The sequence below is a fragment of the Serratia sp. AS12 genome (assembly GCF_000214195.1).
Taxonomy (GTDB): domain Bacteria; phylum Pseudomonadota; class Gammaproteobacteria; order Enterobacterales; family Enterobacteriaceae; genus Serratia; species Serratia plymuthica.
Map to the genome: position 1 here is coordinate 3,725,692 of NC_015566.1, position 17,840 is coordinate 3,743,531.

The 17,840-nt window shown below is 56.5% G+C and carries 15 protein-coding genes; 1 reads left to right on the plus strand and 14 read right to left on the minus strand.

The window, feature by feature from the left end:
• The first annotated feature begins 60 nt into the window (after positions 1 to 60).
• Positions 61 to 936 (plus strand): LysR family transcriptional regulator, encoded by an 876-nt coding sequence (locus tag SERAS12_RS17425; RefSeq protein ID WP_013813886.1) that lies wholly within the window; start codon positions 61 to 63, stop codon positions 934 to 936.
• 58 nt (positions 937 to 994) lie between these two features.
• On the opposite strand, the gene nuoN is transcribed toward SERAS12_RS17425, so the two are convergent.
• The 14 genes from nuoN to lrhA form a co-directional block, all read right to left on the minus strand.
• Positions 995 to 2,452 carry an NADH-quinone oxidoreductase subunit NuoN gene (gene nuoN, locus SERAS12_RS17430; protein WP_013813887.1) on the minus strand — a complete coding sequence of 486 codons (1,458 nt, stop codon included), beginning with the start codon at positions 2,450 to 2,452 and terminating at the stop codon, positions 995 to 997.
• Between the two features lie 6 nt (positions 2,453 to 2,458).
• Complete coding sequence (gene nuoM / locus SERAS12_RS17435) at positions 2,459 to 3,988, minus strand: NADH-quinone oxidoreductase subunit M (RefSeq protein ID WP_013813888.1); 1,530 nt, start codon at positions 3,986 to 3,988, stop codon at positions 2,459 to 2,461.
• A gap of 185 nt (positions 3,989 to 4,173) precedes the next feature.
• Positions 4,174 to 6,021 (minus strand): NADH-quinone oxidoreductase subunit L, encoded by a 1,848-nt coding sequence (nuoL, locus tag SERAS12_RS17440; RefSeq protein ID WP_013813889.1) that lies wholly within the window; start codon positions 6,019 to 6,021, stop codon positions 4,174 to 4,176.
• Complete coding sequence (gene nuoK / locus SERAS12_RS17445; protein WP_004947249.1) at positions 6,018 to 6,320, minus strand: NADH-quinone oxidoreductase subunit NuoK; 303 nt, start codon at positions 6,318 to 6,320, stop codon at positions 6,018 to 6,020. Before nuoK ends, nuoL begins: the two co-directional genes overlap by 4 nt.
• Positions 6,317 to 6,877, minus strand: a complete 561-nt coding sequence (nuoJ, locus tag SERAS12_RS17450; RefSeq protein ID WP_013813890.1) for an NADH-quinone oxidoreductase subunit J — start codon at positions 6,875 to 6,877, stop codon at positions 6,317 to 6,319. Before nuoJ ends, nuoK begins: the two co-directional genes overlap by 4 nt.
• A gap of 13 nt (positions 6,878 to 6,890) precedes the next feature.
• Positions 6,891 to 7,433 carry an NADH-quinone oxidoreductase subunit NuoI gene (gene nuoI, locus SERAS12_RS17455; protein ID WP_004947256.1) on the minus strand — a complete coding sequence of 181 codons (543 nt, stop codon included), beginning with the start codon at positions 7,431 to 7,433 and terminating at the stop codon, positions 6,891 to 6,893.
• 14 nt (positions 7,434 to 7,447) lie between these two features.
• Positions 7,448 to 8,425, minus strand: a complete 978-nt coding sequence (gene nuoH, locus SERAS12_RS17460; protein WP_013813891.1) for an NADH-quinone oxidoreductase subunit NuoH — start codon at positions 8,423 to 8,425, stop codon at positions 7,448 to 7,450.
• On the minus strand, positions 8,422 to 11,160 hold the full coding sequence (gene nuoG, locus SERAS12_RS17465) for an NADH-quinone oxidoreductase subunit NuoG (protein ID WP_143760037.1): 2,739 nt from the start codon (positions 11,158 to 11,160) through the stop codon (positions 8,422 to 8,424). The genes nuoH and nuoG overlap by 4 nt, the downstream gene beginning before the upstream one ends.
• A gap of 79 nt (positions 11,161 to 11,239) precedes the next feature.
• Entirely contained in the window at positions 11,240 to 12,592 is a 1,353-nt protein-coding gene (gene nuoF, locus SERAS12_RS17470; protein WP_006317998.1) for an NADH-quinone oxidoreductase subunit NuoF, read from the minus strand.
• Positions 12,589 to 13,140, minus strand: coding sequence for an NADH-quinone oxidoreductase subunit NuoE (gene nuoE / locus SERAS12_RS17475; RefSeq protein ID WP_004947273.1), 552 nt, complete (start codon positions 13,138 to 13,140; stop codon positions 12,589 to 12,591). The genes nuoF and nuoE overlap by 4 nt, the downstream gene beginning before the upstream one ends.
• Before the next feature lie 2 nt (positions 13,141 to 13,142).
• Entirely contained in the window at positions 13,143 to 14,939 is a 1,797-nt protein-coding gene (gene nuoC, locus SERAS12_RS17480; protein ID WP_004947275.1) for an NADH-quinone oxidoreductase subunit C/D, read from the minus strand.
• Positions 14,940 to 15,035: 96 nt separating this feature from the next.
• Complete coding sequence (locus SERAS12_RS17485; RefSeq protein WP_004947278.1) at positions 15,036 to 15,710, minus strand: NADH-quinone oxidoreductase subunit B family protein; 675 nt, start codon at positions 15,708 to 15,710, stop codon at positions 15,036 to 15,038.
• Between the two features lie 29 nt (positions 15,711 to 15,739).
• Positions 15,740 to 16,177, minus strand: a complete 438-nt coding sequence (locus tag SERAS12_RS17490) for an NADH-quinone oxidoreductase subunit A (RefSeq protein WP_004947282.1) — start codon at positions 16,175 to 16,177, stop codon at positions 15,740 to 15,742.
• Between the two features lie 710 nt (positions 16,178 to 16,887).
• Positions 16,888 to 17,823, minus strand: coding sequence for a transcriptional regulator LrhA (gene lrhA / locus SERAS12_RS17495; protein WP_013813894.1), 936 nt, complete (start codon positions 17,821 to 17,823; stop codon positions 16,888 to 16,890).
• Between the last annotated feature and the right edge of the window lie 17 nt (positions 17,824 to 17,840).

Sequence of the window (17,840 nt, forward strand, 5' to 3'; positions counted from 1 at the left end):
AAAGCGGCTGCGCGAGAATGAACACTGATAAGACCGATAAGCCTGTACAAAGGAAATGGCATGATGAATTGGGATGACGCACGCTTCTTCCTGGCAGTAGCACGCTGCGGTACTTTACGAAAAGCCGCCAATGAACTACACGTCGACCAGGCCACTGTCGGCCGACGCATTACCGCGTTTGAAGAAAGCTTGGGATCGAAGCTGTTTATCCGCACGCCGAAATCATTTTCCCTCAGCCCGCTGGGCGAGGAAATGCTGGCTGACGTAATGAATATGGAAAACTCGGTGCAGGCAATTGGCCGCAAAGCCACCAGCGGCGACGACAGCCTGTGCGGTAACGTGCGCATCGCCACCACCGACACCATGGCCGAGGCCTTTGTCATTCCGGCGTTGAAGGATCTGCGTGAGCAGCACCCATTAATCACCGTCACACTGCTGACGGCGGTTAATATCTCCGATATTTCTTATCGCGGCGCGGATCTGGCGATCCGTGGCGCACGGCCCGATTCTGATGAGCTGATTATCAAGCGCATGGCGACCATCGAAATGGGGCTGTACGCGACGCAAGACTATCTCGATAAACACGGCCAGCCAACCAAAGGCGACCACCTGCGCGGCCACGATTTGCTGATGTTTCCGCGCGAACTGGTGCCGCGCCACTGGAATAATTTCTGTGGCGAGGCGCTGATCGATCCCAACGTCGTTTTGCAATGCAATTCACAGTTGCTGCTGCGCTCGGCGACACGAAGCGGTTTGGGGATTGGTCTGCTGTCCTCCTTCCTGGCGGATAAGGATCCGGACCTGGTGCGCATCTTCCCGGAAAATAAGGACTGGGTGGATATCTGGCTGGTGCTGCACCCCGACCTGCAGCGCGCTGCGCGGGTGCGTGCCGTCGTGCAGGCGCTGGAAGCGTCGTTTAAAAATAACCCAGGCTGATCCCCCACCCCATAAAAAAAGGTCGCCGAAGCGACCTTTTTTATTGCCTTGATGCCCATCAGAACATCGGCTGCGCCATCTGCACCAGCGTAATCAGCGGCTGTGGGTAGACACCCAACAGCAACACCAACGCAGCGGAGATCAGCACGACCACACCGCCCGCAGTCAACGCCCAGTTGTTCGGCGTATCGCGTTGCAGAGCTTCCGGCGCGCTGAGGAACAGGCTGACGGTCACACGCAGGTAGTAGTACAAACCGATGGCACTGCCCAGTACCACAGCACCGGTCAGCCACCACAGGTGAGCGCTGACGCCCATCGCGATAACGAAGAACTTACCGATAAAGCCCAGGGTCATCGGGATACCGGCCAGAGACAGCATCATCACCGTCATGACCGCGGAAAGAATCGGCTTATGCCAGAACAGACCACGGTAGGAGAACAGTGAATCGGCGTCCGGGCCACGGTACGGGCTGGACATCAGGCTGACCACACCGAACGCGCCCAGGCTGCTGAACAGGTAACCGGCCAGGTAGACACCGGCGGTTTCCAGCGACAGTTGATGGGTTTGCACCGCAATCAGCGCCACCAGCAGATAACCCAGGTGGGCGATCGACGAGTAACCCAGCAGACGCTTGATGTTGGTCTGGCTGATAGCCATCAGGTTGCCGAACAGAATTGAACAGACGGCAATGATCGACAACACCATACGCAGCGCTTCGCTGTCGGCGGCCGGGGCATACAGGAACAGACGCATCACTACGGCGAAGATCGCAATCTTGCTGGCAGTGGCCAGGAAGGTAGAGACCGGCGCAGGCGCCCCCTGATACACATCCGGCGTCCACAGTTGGAACGGCACCAGAGACAGCTTGAAGCCCAGACCCACAATCATCATGCCCATACCGGCCAGGATCAGCGGTTGGTGCATCATGTTTTCGTGCAGGCTCTTGCCCAGACCGGCCAGCGACAGATCACCGGACTCGGCATACAGCAGCGCCATACCGAACAGCAGGAATGACGAAGCCGCAGCGGACAGCAGCATGTACTTGATAGCGGCTTCCAACGGACGCTTCTGGCGGTAGGCATAGCCCACCAGGCCGAACAGCGGCAGCGAGATCAGTTCAATACCGATGAACAGCGACGCCAGGTGGTTGGCGCTCGCCAGCACAATGCCACCCAGCGTGGCAATCAGCACCAGCAGGTAGAACTCTTCGCGGTTGTCCGGGTAACCCACCAGCCATGGATAAGCGAAGGTACAGGTCGCCAGACTCGCCAGTATCACCAGCCCGGTATAGAACATCGAGTAGCCGTCAACCCGCAGCAGCGGGGTGACGTCCATTGGGCCTGCCTGGCCAACAAAATACAGCGAAAGCAGCGCCAGGTTTAGACCGATCACGGTCAGCGTGGCGTTGATAAAGTGGTCGCGTCGCCACGCAATGCCTAGCATCACAACCACCACCGTCAATCCGACGATCAACAGCGGTAGCAGTGCGATCAGTTGTTGAGGAGTTATTGTCATGGCGAATTACGGCCTTGTTGTTGAAATTGCTGAAACTGACGAACCAAACCAGTGTTGCACATTGCTCATCGCCGCATTAGACGTGTCCAGAATCGGCTGCGGGTAAACCCCCAGCAGAACCAGCAACACCACCAACAGCAGAATGATGAACAGTTCGCGCGCGGTCATGCCCGGCAACGGTTGCTCGGATTTAGCTTTGCCGTAGTAGGCGCGCTGCATCATGATCAACGAGTAAACCGAAGCAAACACCAGACCGAAGGTAGAAATCACGGTGATCACCGGCACCACCTGGAAGCTGCCGAACAGGATCATGAATTCGCCGACGAAGTTACCGGTACCCGGCATCCCCAAGGTAGCTACCGCGAAGAACAGCGACAGCGCAGGGATGTACTTGATACGCCCCCACAGGCCGCCCATCTCGCGCATGTCACGGGTATGCAGACGTTCGTACAACTGGCCGCAGATGATGAACATGCCGGCCGCAGACAGACCGTGCGCAATCATCTGAATCACCGCGCCCTGGTAAGCCAGTTGGCTGCCGGTGTAGATGGCGATCAGCACGAAGCCCATGTGCGATACCGAGGTGTAAGCGATCAGACGTTTAATGTCGGTCTGCGCGAACGCCATCCAGGCACCGTAGAAGATACCGACCACGCCCAACCACATGGCGATTGGCGCAAACTCGTGCGAGGCTTCCGGGAACAGCGGCAGGCTGAAACGCAGCATGCCGTAGGCCGCCGTCTTCAGCAAGATCCCCGCCAGGTCAACGGAACCTGCGGTTGGCGCCTGGCTATGCGCATCAGGCAGCCAGCCGTGCAACGGCACCACCGGCATTTTCACCGCGAAGGCGATGAAGAAGCCCAGCATCAGCAGATATTGCACGTTGTGCGACATTGGCGTTTGCAGCAGGTCTTCGTAATCGAAGGTCCACACGCCGGTCGCATTGTAGTGCACGAACACCAGGCCCATAATCGCAATCAGCATCACCAGACCGCTGGCCTGGGTATAGATGAAGAATTTGGTAGCCGCAGTGATGCGGGTTTTACCGTCCGACGCCTTGTGACCCCACAGCGCAATCAGGAAGTACATCGGCACCAACATCATTTCCCAGAAGAAGAAGAACAGGAACATGTCGATGGCGAGGAACACGCCGATTACCCCACCCAGGATCCATAGCAGGTTCAGGTGGAAGAAGCCCTGGTATTTCTGGATTTCACGCCAGGAACAGAGGATGGCCAACACGCCCAGCAGGCCGGTCAGCACCACCATCAGCAGTGAAAGGCCGTCCAGCGCCAGGTGGATGGAAATGCCAAAGCGTGGGATCCACGGCAGCAGGAATTCAGACTGCCACTGCGGAATGCCTTTCGGCGTAGTCAATGTGTAGCCACCCTGCATCCACAGATACAGAGAAAGCGCCAATGTCAGCCCCATTGCGATCAACGCAATCCAGCGCGGCACCTTAGTACCGAAGCGCTCAAACTGCCAGCACAGCAGACCGCCAATAAAGGGGATAAGAATTAGCCAAGGTAATAGCATGGCGTTTTGTGTCCCTTATTCTACCGTTGTCTTTCACGCTGTAGCGTTGTTGGCTGCGGGCGTTTACCCCTGTCACTTACCTAAGTAAGCTCCAGGGGATGCTCGCACTTGCCGCCTAGCTACAACGCGAAATCCATACGGTATAAAACATTGTACATAGCACAGAGCTATGCCCGATAAATGCTTTAAATTATTATCAACAGCGCCAATACGACCACTGCACCCACACCCATAGACGCTATATACCAACGCACCTGACCGTTCTCGCTCACCGTCAGACCACGGTTCCCCCAGCGGGAGAAAATGGCCGGCAAGTTCATCATCGAGTTCAGCGGATCGCGCTGCAGCAGTTTCGCAATGCCCAGGTAAGGCTTGACGAAGACTTTGTCATACAGCCAATCGAAGCCCCAGGCATGGAACCACCAGGTCGAGAAGAAACGCCCCGGCGCGCTTTTAGCGATGCTGGTGACCAGGCTGCGTTTGCCCAACCACAGCGCTGCCGCCAGCAGGATACCGGCGATAGCCACCACGCCGGAGGTAATCTCCAGTTGCAGCACGCTACCGTGCGCCAGCTCGGTGGTGTCCGGCAGTACGCCCTGCAATGGCGGAACAATCATCGCGCCAACGAAGGTGGACAGCACCAGCAGAACCAACAGCGGCAGGTGGTGAGTGATGCCTTTACCGGCATGCGCTTTGATTTTCTCTTCGCCATGGAACACGATGAAAATCATACGGAAGGTGTAGAGCGAGGTCATGAACGCCCCGACCAGACCGGCAATCATCAGGTTGAGGTGACCGTTCGCCATCGCGCCCGCCAGGATCTCATCCTTACTGAAGAAGCCGGCAGTGATCAGCGGCAACGCCGACAGCGCAGCGCCACCCACCAGGAAGCAGACGTAAACCAGCGGAATGCTCTTGCGCAGGCCGCCCATCTTGAAGATGTTCTGCTCGTGGTGGCAGGCCAGGATCACCGAACCGGAGGAGAGGAACAGCAGCGCCTTGAAGAACGCGTGGGTCATCAGGTGGAAGATCGCCGCATCCCACGCCTGCACGCCCAACGCCAGGAACATGTAGCCAATCTGGCTCATGGTGGAGTAAGCAAGCACGCGTTTGATGTCGGTCTGCACCAGCGCGGCAAAGCCGGCCAGCACCAGGGTCACAGCCCCGACGATACCCACCAGATGCAGCACTTCCGGCGCCATCAGGAACAGGCCGTGAGTACGAGCAATCAGGTAAACACCGGCGGTTACCATGGTCGCAGCGTGGATCAGCGCTGAAACCGGGGTTGGACCCGCCATTGCGTCAGCCAACCAGGTCTGCAACGGCAGCTGCGCCGATTTACCGACCGCGCCGCCCAGCAACATCAGGGTAGCCCAGGTGATGGCGGTATCGCCGACGGCCAGCTTTTGCGGCGCCAGGATCATCAGTTCACGGATATTCAGCGTGCCCAGCTCGTTGTAGAGAATGAACAGCGCGAACGCCAGGAACACGTCGCCGACGCGGGTCACGATGAAGGCTTTCATCGCCGCTGCACCGTTGGCCGGATCCTTGTAGTAGAAACCGATCAACAGGTAGCTGCACAGGCCCACGCCTTCCCAACCCAGGTACATCAGCAACAGGTTGTCTGCCAGTACCAGTATCACCATGCTGGCGATAAACAGGTTGGTGTAAGCGAAGAAGCGCGAATACCCCTCTTCACCGCGCATGTACCAGGAAGCGAACATGTGGATGAAGAAACCGACGCCGGTAACCACAGACAGCATGGTCAGCGACAGGCCGTCCAGCGTCAGCGTCACGCCGATATTGAAATTGCCGACGGTCATCCAGTTCCACAGGCTTTGCTCAAACAGCTGCACGCCAGTGGCTTTCTGGGCGAAGAAATCCATCGCCACATGCACCGTAACCAGAGCAGCCAAGCCGATAGAGCCTACCCCGACGGTCGCCGAGACGTTTTCAGACCAGCGGCCACGGGAAAATGCCAACAGCAGGAACCCGATCAGCGGTAGCAGAATAGTTAAATATAATAGGTTCATCCGCGCATCTCACTGACAGTATCGATATTCAGGGTATGACGACGACGGTAGAGCTGCAGCAGCAACGCCAGACCAATGCTGGCCTCGGCAGCCGCCAGGCTGATCGCCAGGATATACATCACCTGCCCGTCCGGTTGGCCCCAATAGCTGCCCGCCACGATAAACGCCAAGGCTGCGGCGTTAATCATCACTTCCAGGCTGATCAACATAAACAGCAGGTTGCGACGGAGCGTCAGCCCGGTCAGGCCGAGCACGAACAGGATCGCCGCCAGGATCAGACCATGTTGAAGAGGGATCATGCTTGCTCCTCCGATTTTCTTCTCGCCATTTCGCTACTGGCCGGGGCGTTGCTCAACACTTCGCCCGGTTTGTGCTCGCGGCCAATGTGGAAGGCAACAACCAGACCTGCCAACAGCAGCATTGAAGCCAGTTCAACCGCCAGAACGTAAGGACCGAACAGGCTGATCCCCACGGCTTTAGCGTCAACCATCTCACCGCTGATACCCTGATCGGACAGGCTGCGGATAGCGACAATCAGTACCACCAGCAGCGCCAACGACATCAGACCAGGCCCGATCCACACCGACGGCTTCAGCCACTCGCGCTCCTGCTGCTGCACCGCGTTGCCGAGGTTCAGCATCATCACCACGAACACGAACAGCACCATGATGGCACCGGCGTAAACGATGATTTCCAGCGCGGCGGCAAAGTACGCGCCGAGTGAGAAAAAGACTGCAGAGATCGCCAGTAACGAGACGATCAGATACAGCAACGCATGCACAGGATTGGTATGCGAGATCACGCGAATCGTCGCGACAATCGCAATCAAACCTGCCAGATAAAAGGCAATTTCCATGCTTGCTGGCTCCTTAAGGCAACAGACCTTTGACGTCGATCGGTTTGGCTTCGTTTTCGGCTTCGCCCTTGGCTTTGCCGTCAATCGCCATACCGGCCATCCGGTAGAAGTTATATTCCGGATATTTACCCGGCCCCGAGATCAACAGATCTTCTTTTTCGTACACCAGATCCTGGCGCTTGAACTCACCCATTTCGAAATCCGGCGTCAGCTGGATTGCGGTGGTCGGGCAAGCTTCTTCGCACAGGCCGCAGAAAATGCAGCGCGAGAAGTTGATGCGGAAGAACTCCGGATACCAACGGCCGTCTTTCTGTTCTGCTTTTTGCAGCGAGATACAGCCAACCGGGCAGGCAACCGCACACAGGTTACAGGCCACGCAACGCTCTTCGCCGTCCGGATCGCGCGTCAGCACGATGCGGCCACGGTAGCGCGGCGGCAGGTAAACCGGTTCTTCCGGATACATCTGGGTTTCGCGCTTGGCGAAGGCGTGCAGGCCTATCATCCAAATGCTGCGCACCTGGGTGCCGAAACCAACCAATAACTCTTTCAATGTCATGGTTTATTCACCCCTTATTGAGCGTTGTACAAAATGACTGCGGCGGTCGCCAGCAGGTTCAGCAGCGTCAGCGGCAGGCACACTTTCCAGCCGAAAGACATCACTTGGTCATAGCGCGGACGTGGCAGAGCAGCACGAATCAGAATGAACATCATCATGAAGAAAGCCGTTTTCAGCGCGAACCAGATGAATGGCGGCAGGAACGGCCCCTGCCAGCCGCCGAAGAACAACGTCACAATCAGGGCGGAAACGGTGACGATACCGATATATTCGCCCACGAAGAACAGACCGAACTTCATGCCGGAATATTCAATGTGGTAGCCGTCAGCCAGTTCCTGCTCGGCTTCCGGTTGGTCAAACGGATGGCGGTGACACACCGCAACCCCGGCAATCGCAAAGGTAATAAAACCAAAGAATTGCGGAATGACGTTCCAGACGTGAGCCTGCGATTCAACGATGGCCTGCATGTTGAACGAATCAGCCTGCATCACAACGCCCATCAGCGACAGGCCGAGAAACACTTCATAGCTCAGGGTTTGCGCAGAAGCACGCATCGCCCCCAACAGCGAGTATTTGTTGTTGCTCGACCAGCCGGCGAACAGCACGGCGTAAACCGCCAGGCCGGCCATCATCAGGAAGAACAGAATACCGATGTTGAGGTCGGACACCGCCCAGGTCGGACTGACCGGGACGATGGCAAATGCCAGCAACAGGGAAGTAAAGGCGATCATCGGCGCCAGGGTGAAGATCACCCGGTCGGAGAATTTCGGTACCCAGTCTTCCTTGAAGAACATTTTGATCATGTCGGCGACCAGCTGCAACGAGCCGCCCCAGCCGACACGGTTCGGTCCATAACGGTTCTGGAACAGGCCGAGCAGACGGCGTTCACCGAAGCTCATGAATGCCCCACAGCTCACTACGACCAGCAGGATCACTACCGCTTTAAGAATGGAGATCAGAATGTCGATCACCTCAGGGGTAAACCAGCTCATCGTGTTGCCTCCCGCAGATTTTCAACCGTTGCGCCCACCAGCACCGGTGGGATCCCTGGCAAGCCAAGCGGCAAACCAACCTGGCCCTGGGTCAGAGTTTCACTCAGACGCACCGGCAGACGAAGCTGCTGGCCCGCACAGCTGAACTCCACCAGCGCACCGGCATTAACGCCAAGCGCAGCGGCATCGGTCGGGTTCACCATCACATAAGCTTCTGGCATACGCTGCTGGATCACACCGGAACGCTGTGACATTTCATCACTGCCGAACAGGTGGTAATACGGCGCGACACGCCAGCCTTCCGCATGATTAAAGGCGGCAGGCACATTGGTGAAGTAACCCAGGTTACCCTCCCCTGCTTCGATCAGGCGGATACCCGGATCGCCATGACGCAGCTTGCCGCCCACTTCGGCCTGGAATTTGTTCCATGCCTGCGGTGAGTTCCAGCCTGGCGCCCAGGCGAACGGGATCTGCTGACGATCGGCCAGCGGGCTGTTGTTCCCTTCCATCGAGAAGGCAAACATGGTGTCTTTATCCTGCGGCTGACGCGGTTCGTGCACGCTGATGTTGGCGCGCATGGCGGTGCGGCCGCTGGAGCGAATTGGAGAACGCGCCAGCTTCTGGCCGCGAATGCGGAAACTCGCATCCGGCGCAGCCTCCACAATGCCCTGCAACTGCGGCAGCGCCGTGACGCAGGCTGCGATCACGTCGTCGAGCTGTGTCCAATCCACGTGGCGGCTGGTGTAGGTGGAGTGCAGCGAATGCATCCAGCGCCAGCTTTCCAGCATCACGGTGTAAACGTCTTTCTTCGCATCGTCGTAGTAAGCCGGATCGTAAACCTGGAAGAAGCGCTGCGCGCGGCCTTCCTGGTTGACCAACGTACCGTCGCTTTCAGCGAAGCTGGCCGCTGACAGGATAAGGTTGGCCTTATCCATGATCGCGGTGCGCTGGTGATCGGCCACGATCAGGTTGCTGACCTTCGCCAGTGCAGCGTCCACTTTCGCCGCCGGTGCGTGACGGTAAAGATCGTTTTCCATCACGATGGCGGTGTCGGCTTCGCCGCTTTCCAGCTTCGCCAACGCTTCATCGAGCGAACCGCCGCCGATCATCGACAGACCGACGCTGTTGGCGGCGCTGGCGACGAAGGTAATGCCAACGTCAGAACCGCGATCCTTCAGCGCCTTGGCGATGTTGGCCGCCGCTTCGATGATGGCTTCGCTGCCGGCGTTGCTGCCGGTAACGATCAGCGGTTTGCGCGCGTCGGTCAGTGCCTGCACGATGATGTCGACTTTCTTGTTCAGGTCGGCAGCCAAATCGCTGACCGCCGGCGCTGCGTTGTCCAGCGCATGGGCAATGGCAAAGCCAAAGCGAGCCTGATCGTCCACCGGCGCGCGGTAGTTCCACGCCGCGATGTCGTCCAGACGGGTGTTATCCACGTTGGTGACGAACAGCGGGTGTTTGGCGCGTTGGCCGATGTTTTGTATTGCCGCAATCTGCCAGTCGGCAACGCGCTGTGCCGCAGCCATCGCACGTGCCTTGCCCTTCACGGCCTGGCGAACCGACAGCGCGATGCGTGCGCCGGTCTGGGTCAAATCTTCACCCAGAACCAGAACGGCATCGTAGTCTTCGATTTCGCGCAGTGCCGGGGTGTAAACGCCGCTGTTTTGCAGCACGTTCAGCATCAGGTTCAGGCGTGCCTGCTCAGACTGGGCAATACCGGTGTAGAAATTCTCGGCGCCAACCAGTTCACGCAGCGCAAAGTTGCTTTCCAGGCTGGCGCGCGGCGAGCCGATACCGATGGTTTTCTTTGCCTGACGCAGAATGTCCGCCGCGCCCTGCATCGCCTGTTCGGCGTTCAGGGTGATCCAGTCATTGCCGCGCAGCTGCTGCGGCTGACGCGGACGATCTTTCTGGTTCACGTAGCCATAGCCAAAGCGGCCGCGGTCACACAGGAAATAGTGGTTCACGCTGCCGTTGTAGCGGTTTTCGATACGACGCAGTTCGCCATAGCGCTCGCCCGGGCTGGTGTTACAGCCGATACTGCACTGCTGACAGATGCTTGGCGCAAACTGCATATCCCACTTACGGTTATACCGCTCGGAGTGAGTTTTGTCGGTGAACACGCCGGTCGGACACACTTCCACCAGGTTACCGGAGAACTCGCTTTCCAGCGTGCCGCTTTCCGTACGCCCGAAGTAGACGTTGTCGTGCGCGCCGTACACGCCGAAATCGGTGCCATCCGCGTAATCTTTGTAGTAGCGCACGCAACGGTAACAGGCGATACAGCGGTTCATCTCATGCGAGATAAACGGCCCCAGCTCCTGATTGTTGTGGGTACGCTTACTGAAACGGTATTTACGGAAGCTGTGGCCGGTCATTACTGTCATATCCTGCAGGTGACAGTTACCGCCTTCTTCACATACCGGACAGTCGTGCGGGTGATTGGTCATCAACCACTCGACCACGCTTTCGCGGAACTGTTTGGCTTCGGAATCGTCGATGGAAATAAAGGTTCCATCCGATGCCGGTGTCATACAAGACATCACCAAACGGCCACGCGTATCTTCCGCGTTTTGGTATTGCTTTACCGCACATTGGCGGCAAGCGCCGACGCTTCCCAGCGCCGGATGCCAGCAAAAGTAAGGAATATCGAGCCCGAGGGAGAGACAAGCCTGCAGCAGGTTGTCAGCGCCATCTACGTCGTATTCTTTGCCGTCTACATGAATCGTAGCCATAGTCAGCATGCTTCCAAGTGGCCTGCCTTACGGCAGGCGTTAATCAAAAATTCTGGCCGTGTTGTCGGAACGAGCCGGCTTACCAGCGTTGCTTCAGCAGATTGTTCGGCTGGATGCCGCCAATCGCATGCGCGTTGCTGAAGTGCTTAACGGCTATGCCTGCTTCAAACTCTTCACGGAAATATTTAATCGCGCTTTGCAGTGGCTCTACGGCACCTGGCGCATGAGCGCAGAAGGTTTTACCTGGGCCAAGGGAACGGCACAGCTGCTCGAGGGTTTCGATATCCCCCGGCTGCCCTTCGCCATTCTCCAGCGCGCGCAGGATCTTCACGCTCCACGGCAGGCCATCGCGGCACGGCGTACACCAACCGCAAGACTCGCGTGAGAAGAACTCTTCCAGGTTACGCACCAGCGGAACCATGCCGATTTCGTGATCCACCGCCATCGCCAGCGCGGTGCCGAGACGGCTGCCGGCTTTGCCGATGCTCTCGAAATCCATCGGCAGATCGAGGTGATCGGCGGTCAAAAAGTCGGTGCCCGCGCCGCCTGGCTGCCAGGCTTTAAAGCGCAGACCGTCACGCATGCCGCCGGCGTAGTCTTCCAGAATTTCACGCGCGGTGATGCCAAACGGCAGTTCCCAAACGCCTGGGTTTTTCACCCGGCCCGAGAAACCCATCAGTTTGGTGCCGGCATCCTTGCTTTTGCCGCCGTTGATCCCCTGGTACCACTCAATGCCGTTCGCCAGGATTGCCGGAACGTTGCACAGGGTTTCTACGTTGTTTACGCAGGTTGGCTTGCCCCAGACGCCGGAGGAAGCCGGGAAAGGCGGTTTGGAACGCGGGTTGGCACGACGGCCTTCCAGCGAGTTGATCAGAGCGGTTTCTTCGCCGCAGATATAGCGGCCGGCGCCGGTATGGACGATCAGCTCGAAATCGAAGCCGCTGCCCATGATATTTTTGCCCAGCAGGCCCGCTTCGGTCGCTTCAGCGATGGCGCGACGCAGATGCACCGCCGCCTCGATGTATTCGCCACGCAGGAAGATGTAGCCGCGATAGGCTTTCAGCGCGAATGCGGAGATCAACATGCCTTCCACCAGCAGGTGCGGCAGTTGCTCCATCAGCAAGCGGTCTTTATAGGTGCCCGGCTCCATTTCATCGGCGTTACACAGCAGGTAACGGATGTTCATGGATTCGTCTTTCGGCATCAGGCTCCACTTCAAACCGGTGGAGAAACCTGCGCCGCCACGGCCTTTCAGCCCAGCGTCTTTCACCAGGTTGACGATCTCGTCCGGGGCCAGGCCCTTGATGGCTTTCTCGGCGCCTGCATAACCGTTTTTGCTGCGGTATTCATCCAGCCAGACCGGCTGTTTGTCATCGCGCAGCCGCCAGGTCAGCGGGTGCATTTCGGGAGTGCGTACAATGTCTTTAATCATTGATACTGCTCCAGTAGCGTCTCGATATCTTCAGGCTTCAGCTGACTGTGAGTATCCTCATCAATCATCATGGTTGGCCCTTTATCGCAGTTGCCCAGGCAACAGGTCGGCAGCAGAGTGAAGCGACCATCAAAGGTGGTTTGACCCGGTTTGATGCTCAGTTTTTTCTCGATGGCGGCCTGAATGCCCTGGTACCCGGTGATGTGGCAGACAACGCTGTCACAATAACGGATCACGTGACGCCCTACTGGCTGACGGAAAATCTGGCTGTAGAACGTGGCCACGCCTTCTACGTCGCTGGCAGGAATGCCCAGCACTTCCGCGATGGCGTAAATCGCACCGTCCGGAACCCAACCGCGCTGCTTCTGCACAATTTTCAGTGCTTCGATGGAGGCGGCGCGTGGATCCTCGTAATGGTGCTTTTCGTGCTCGATCGCATCACGTTCTTCCGCGCTCAGTACAAATGCATCAGCGCCGCTCTGGGGAGCGGCTGCATTGATTGGCTCAAGCGCATCGTTGACTGCGTGATTGTCTTTTTGATCATGCATAGTTAGCGGTCCACATCTGACATTACAAAATCGATACTACCCAGATAGACGATCAGGTCGGAGACCAGGCTGCCACGGATTACCGCAGGGATTTGCTGCAGGTGAGCAAAACTTGGCGTACGTACCCGGGTGCGGTAGCTCATGGTGCTGCCGTCGCTGGTCAGGTAGTAGCTGTTGATCCCTTTAGTGGCTTCAATCATCTGGAATGATTCGTTGGCTGGCATCACCGGGCCCCAGGAAACCTGCAGGAAGTGGGTGATCAGCGTTTCAATATGCTGCAGCGTGCGCTCTTTCGGCGGCGGCGTGGTCAGCGGGTGATCGGCCTTGAACGGGCCTTCCGGCATGTTGTTCAGGCACTGTTCGAGGATGCGCAGGCTCTGGCGCAGCTCTTCCACCTTCAACATTACGCGGGTGTAGCAGTCGCTGTTGCCGTCGCCGACCGGGATTTCGAAGTCGAAATTCTCATAGCCGGAATACGGGCGCCATTTGCGCACGTCGAACTCGATGCCGGTGGCACGCAGGCCGGCGCCGGTCACGCCCCATTCCAGCGCTTCTTTGGCATTGTAAGATGCTACGCCGACAGAACGGCCCTTCAGGATGCTGTTCTTCAGCGCGGCCTTGACGTAAGAATCCAGACGTTTCGGCATCCACTCGAGGAACTCACGCAGCAGGCGATCCCAGCCGCGCGGCAGATCATGCGCGACGCCGCCGATGCGGAACCAGGCCGGGTGCATACGGAAACCGGTGATCGCTTCAACCAGATCGTAGATTTTCTGACGGTCGGTAAAGGCAAAGAACACCGGGGTCATTGCGCCGACGTCCTGAATGAAGGTACTGATGTACAACAGGTGGCTGTTGATGCGGAACAGTTCAGACAGCATTACGCGGATGGTGTCAACGCGATCCGGCACCTTGATCCCGGCCAGTTTCTCAACGGCCAGCACGTAAGGCATTTCGTTTACGCAGCCACCGAGGTATTCGATGCGGTCGGTGTACGGAATGTAGCTGTGCCAGGACTGGCGTTCGCCCATTTTCTCGGCGCCGCGGTGGTGATAACCGATATCCGGCACGCAGTCGACGATCTCTTCGCCGTCCAGCTGCAGAATAATACGGAACGCACCGTGCGCAGACGGGTGGTTCGGACCGAGGTTGAGGAACATAAAGTCCTCGTTTTCGGTGCCGCGTTTCATGCCCCACTCTTCCGGTTTGAAAGTCAGCGACTCCATTTCCAGATCTTCTTTCTGTTTGGTCAACACAAAGGGATCGAACTCGGTGGCGCGTGCCGGATAATCTTTACGCAGTGGGTGGCCTTCCCAGGTCTGCGGCATCATGATGCGCGTCAGGTGCGGGTGACCGTCGAAGGTAATACCGAACATTTCCCAGGTTTCACGCTCATACCAGTTGGCATTCGGGAATACCTTGGTCGCCGTGGGCACGTGCAGGTCTTTTTCAGACAGCGCCACTTTCAGCATGATGTCGCGGTTACGTTCGATGGAAATCAGATGGTAGAAAACAGAAAAATCCGCGGCAGGCAAACCGTCGCGGTGGGTGCGAAGACGCTCGTCTACGCCATGCAGATCGAACAGCATGACATAAGGCTTCGGCTGTTTTCTCAGGAACGTCATTACTTCCAGTAACTGGTCAGGTTTAACCCATACCACGGGCATTCCGGTACGGGTGGGCTGAACAGTAAAGGCTTCCGGCCCAAAGCGGTTGCGCAGTTCGCCAATCACCGGATCGTCTTGGTGATCCCTGGTTTGCCATGATGGCAGGGCGTCGTGCGTCGTTGAATCTGTCATAATTTTTTTTCACCACACTAAAGGGTTATTTCGCCGCAAGTTCACTTTTCGCTGTGTTAACCAATAGCGCACTAAGATGGACGTTAAATGAACGTCTTAAATCTCGTCAGGCGTCCGAAGGTTGGTCACCGCGATACGCTCGCCGTGTTTACGCTCTCTTTCAGACTGCATGTTGGCGCGGTACACGCCCTGATCGCCGACAACCCATGACAACGGACGACGTTCCTTACCGATGGATTCCTGCAACAGCATCAGTGCTTGCATGTAAGCTTCCGGGCGCGGTGGGCAGCCAGGAATGTACACGTCGACAGGCAGGAACTTGTCCACGCCCTGCACGACGGAATAGATATCGTACATGCCGCCGGAGTTGGCGCAGGCGCCCATCGAAATAACCCATTTTGGTTCCAGCATCTGTTCGTACAGGCGCTGAATAACCGGGGCCATCTTGGTGAAGCAAGTACCGGCCACGACCATCAGGTCAGCCTGACGTGGCGATGCACGCAATACTTCGGCACCGAAGCGCGCCACGTCGTGAACGGCGGTAAACGACGTCACCATCTCTACGTAACAGCACGAAAGGCCGAAGTTGTATGGCCAAATAGAGTTCTTACGCCCCCAGTTCACCATGTCATGCAGCGCATGCTCGAGTTTACCCATGTAAACCGTGCGGTGAACCTGTTGGTCCAGGGGATCGGCGACGATCTCCTGTTTTTGCAGGGGGTAACGGTCATTCTCACCGTTCGGGTCTATGCGGGTGAGCGTATAGTCCATCTTAATGCCTCGTTTTTAACCACAAATGACTACTGCGGATGACGGTTGGTGTTAGTGATTGTGCCTGGTTTACTGAGACGTTTGGAACGCGACGGCGTCCAATCCAATGCGCCGATACGCACCAGATAAACCAAACCTGCCAATAGCACCAAAATGAAAATGGCGGCTTCGATAAAGCCCACCCAACCACTCTCGCGAACGGAGACCGACCAGGCATACAGGTACAAGGCTTCAACATCGAAAATGACGAAGAACATGGCGACCAGGTAGAACTTGGCGGACAGACGCATACGCGCCGTACCGACCGAGTCGATCCCGGATTCAAACGGGGTGTGTTTCGCGCGCGCGCGGGCTCTCCCGCCCAGGAAAAACGCGCCCAGCAGCATGAGGCCGCAAAGCCCGATAGCCATGACAAGAAATACGGCGAACGCCCAGTGATGAGCGATAACTTCAGTGGTAGTTGACATACTCTATGCTTACTCATCAAAAGTGGCGTCGATCGCACTGCTCTTGTAACTGGCAGTTAGTGCACCACATCGATTTAAGGGAAGGATAAATTAACCACACAAACAAACTGCTTTTACAGAGAGTTAGGCAGCGTTTTACTGTGGGCTTTTTACTCCTTTCTATAACCTTTTGTCAACTTTGACAAAAGTATCTACACACTAGTTTACATACCCATCATTTAATTAACATTTGATGCGACTGGCTTAGGCTAAATCGTGTCAGTCAATTGCCGTGTAGAAACAGATAGATATAAACCAACATGCTTATTTCAGTTTTACTATACCATTGTCTCAGGAATCTCCTGTTCTTCCACTCACTACCTAGGGGTATTTTTTTGATCCAGGACACGTTTTCAGCATAATTCCTCAAAAAAAGTGTGGGCCTTTAACAAATTTTGTCAAATTCAGACGTAAAAACATCCGCAATAAATTACCAAAATAACCATATTAATTCCAGGCCTTTACGCGCATTCCTTTAAGTTCAAAAAACAAGCAAAACCATTTATTCCTCACCTGATAACGGTTCTCATTACCGAAAGTAGTTAAACAAACAGCCACTTCGATAAACAAATCCACTCTAACCTTCATAAAGTCAATTTTTCCGAAATTACGGCAAAAAAAAACCTCCACCGAAGCAGAGGTTTTAACGTGCAGCTTAACGCGCCGGGAGGTTATTCCTCGCCGTCGGCCAGGCAAGTATCATCCTGCTGGGATGAACTCGCTCTATTGAAGCTGTAACTGTCGTTGCCGTTTTGTACGGCGCTGAAAATCGCCATCGCCAGTTCGTTGCCACACTGCGTGTCCTTGCACAGGGCATATTGGGTGTCTGGCAATGGCGGTAAGCCTTCTACCGCACCCAGCACCCGCAAATCAGGGCTCATCATCTCGATAGGCCGGACCGTGATCCCCAAGCCAGCCTTGCAGGCAGCGCGAACGGCTGAAAGCGTCGAGGCCACATAAGCGATGCGCCATGGGATCCCGGCATCATCCAGGTGTTTGATCGCCATCGAGCGGAACGGGCTGGGTTCGTCCATCACCACCAATGGGATCGGCTCACCGGCCTGATAACGGTAATCTGCAGAGCAATACCACAGGGTCGGCGAAGTGCGCAGCACAATGTGCGGATGCCCCTCGGTTTCCACCGTCGTAATCGCCAGATCGACTTCGCCGTTTTCCAGCATATCGAGCATGAACGGGCTGCGTTTCACCCGCACATCAATCGCCAGCTTAGGATAAACCGACGTGACGCGGTTAAGCAGGAAAGGCAGGATGGTATCGGCGGTATCATCAGAAGCGCCGATAGTCAAAACACCTTTTATATTGTTGTACATCAGAGAGGTACAGGCTTCGTCGTTGAAGCGCAGGATTTTCCTGGCGTAACCGAGAAGCTGAATACCGTGTTCGGTCAATAATTTGTTGCGCCCGTGACGGGCAAACAACTCTTTGTCAACCAGTTGCTCTAACCGCTGCATTTGTTGACTGACGGCTGATTGGGTACGACAAACGGCTACTGCCGCCGCCGCAAAGGTGTTCAAATCAGCAACAGCCACAAAGGTTCTTAGCAGATCGAGGTCGAGATTAAGTATCGGACGATTTGCAGTTGTCATAGTGTTTTCTTCACTTT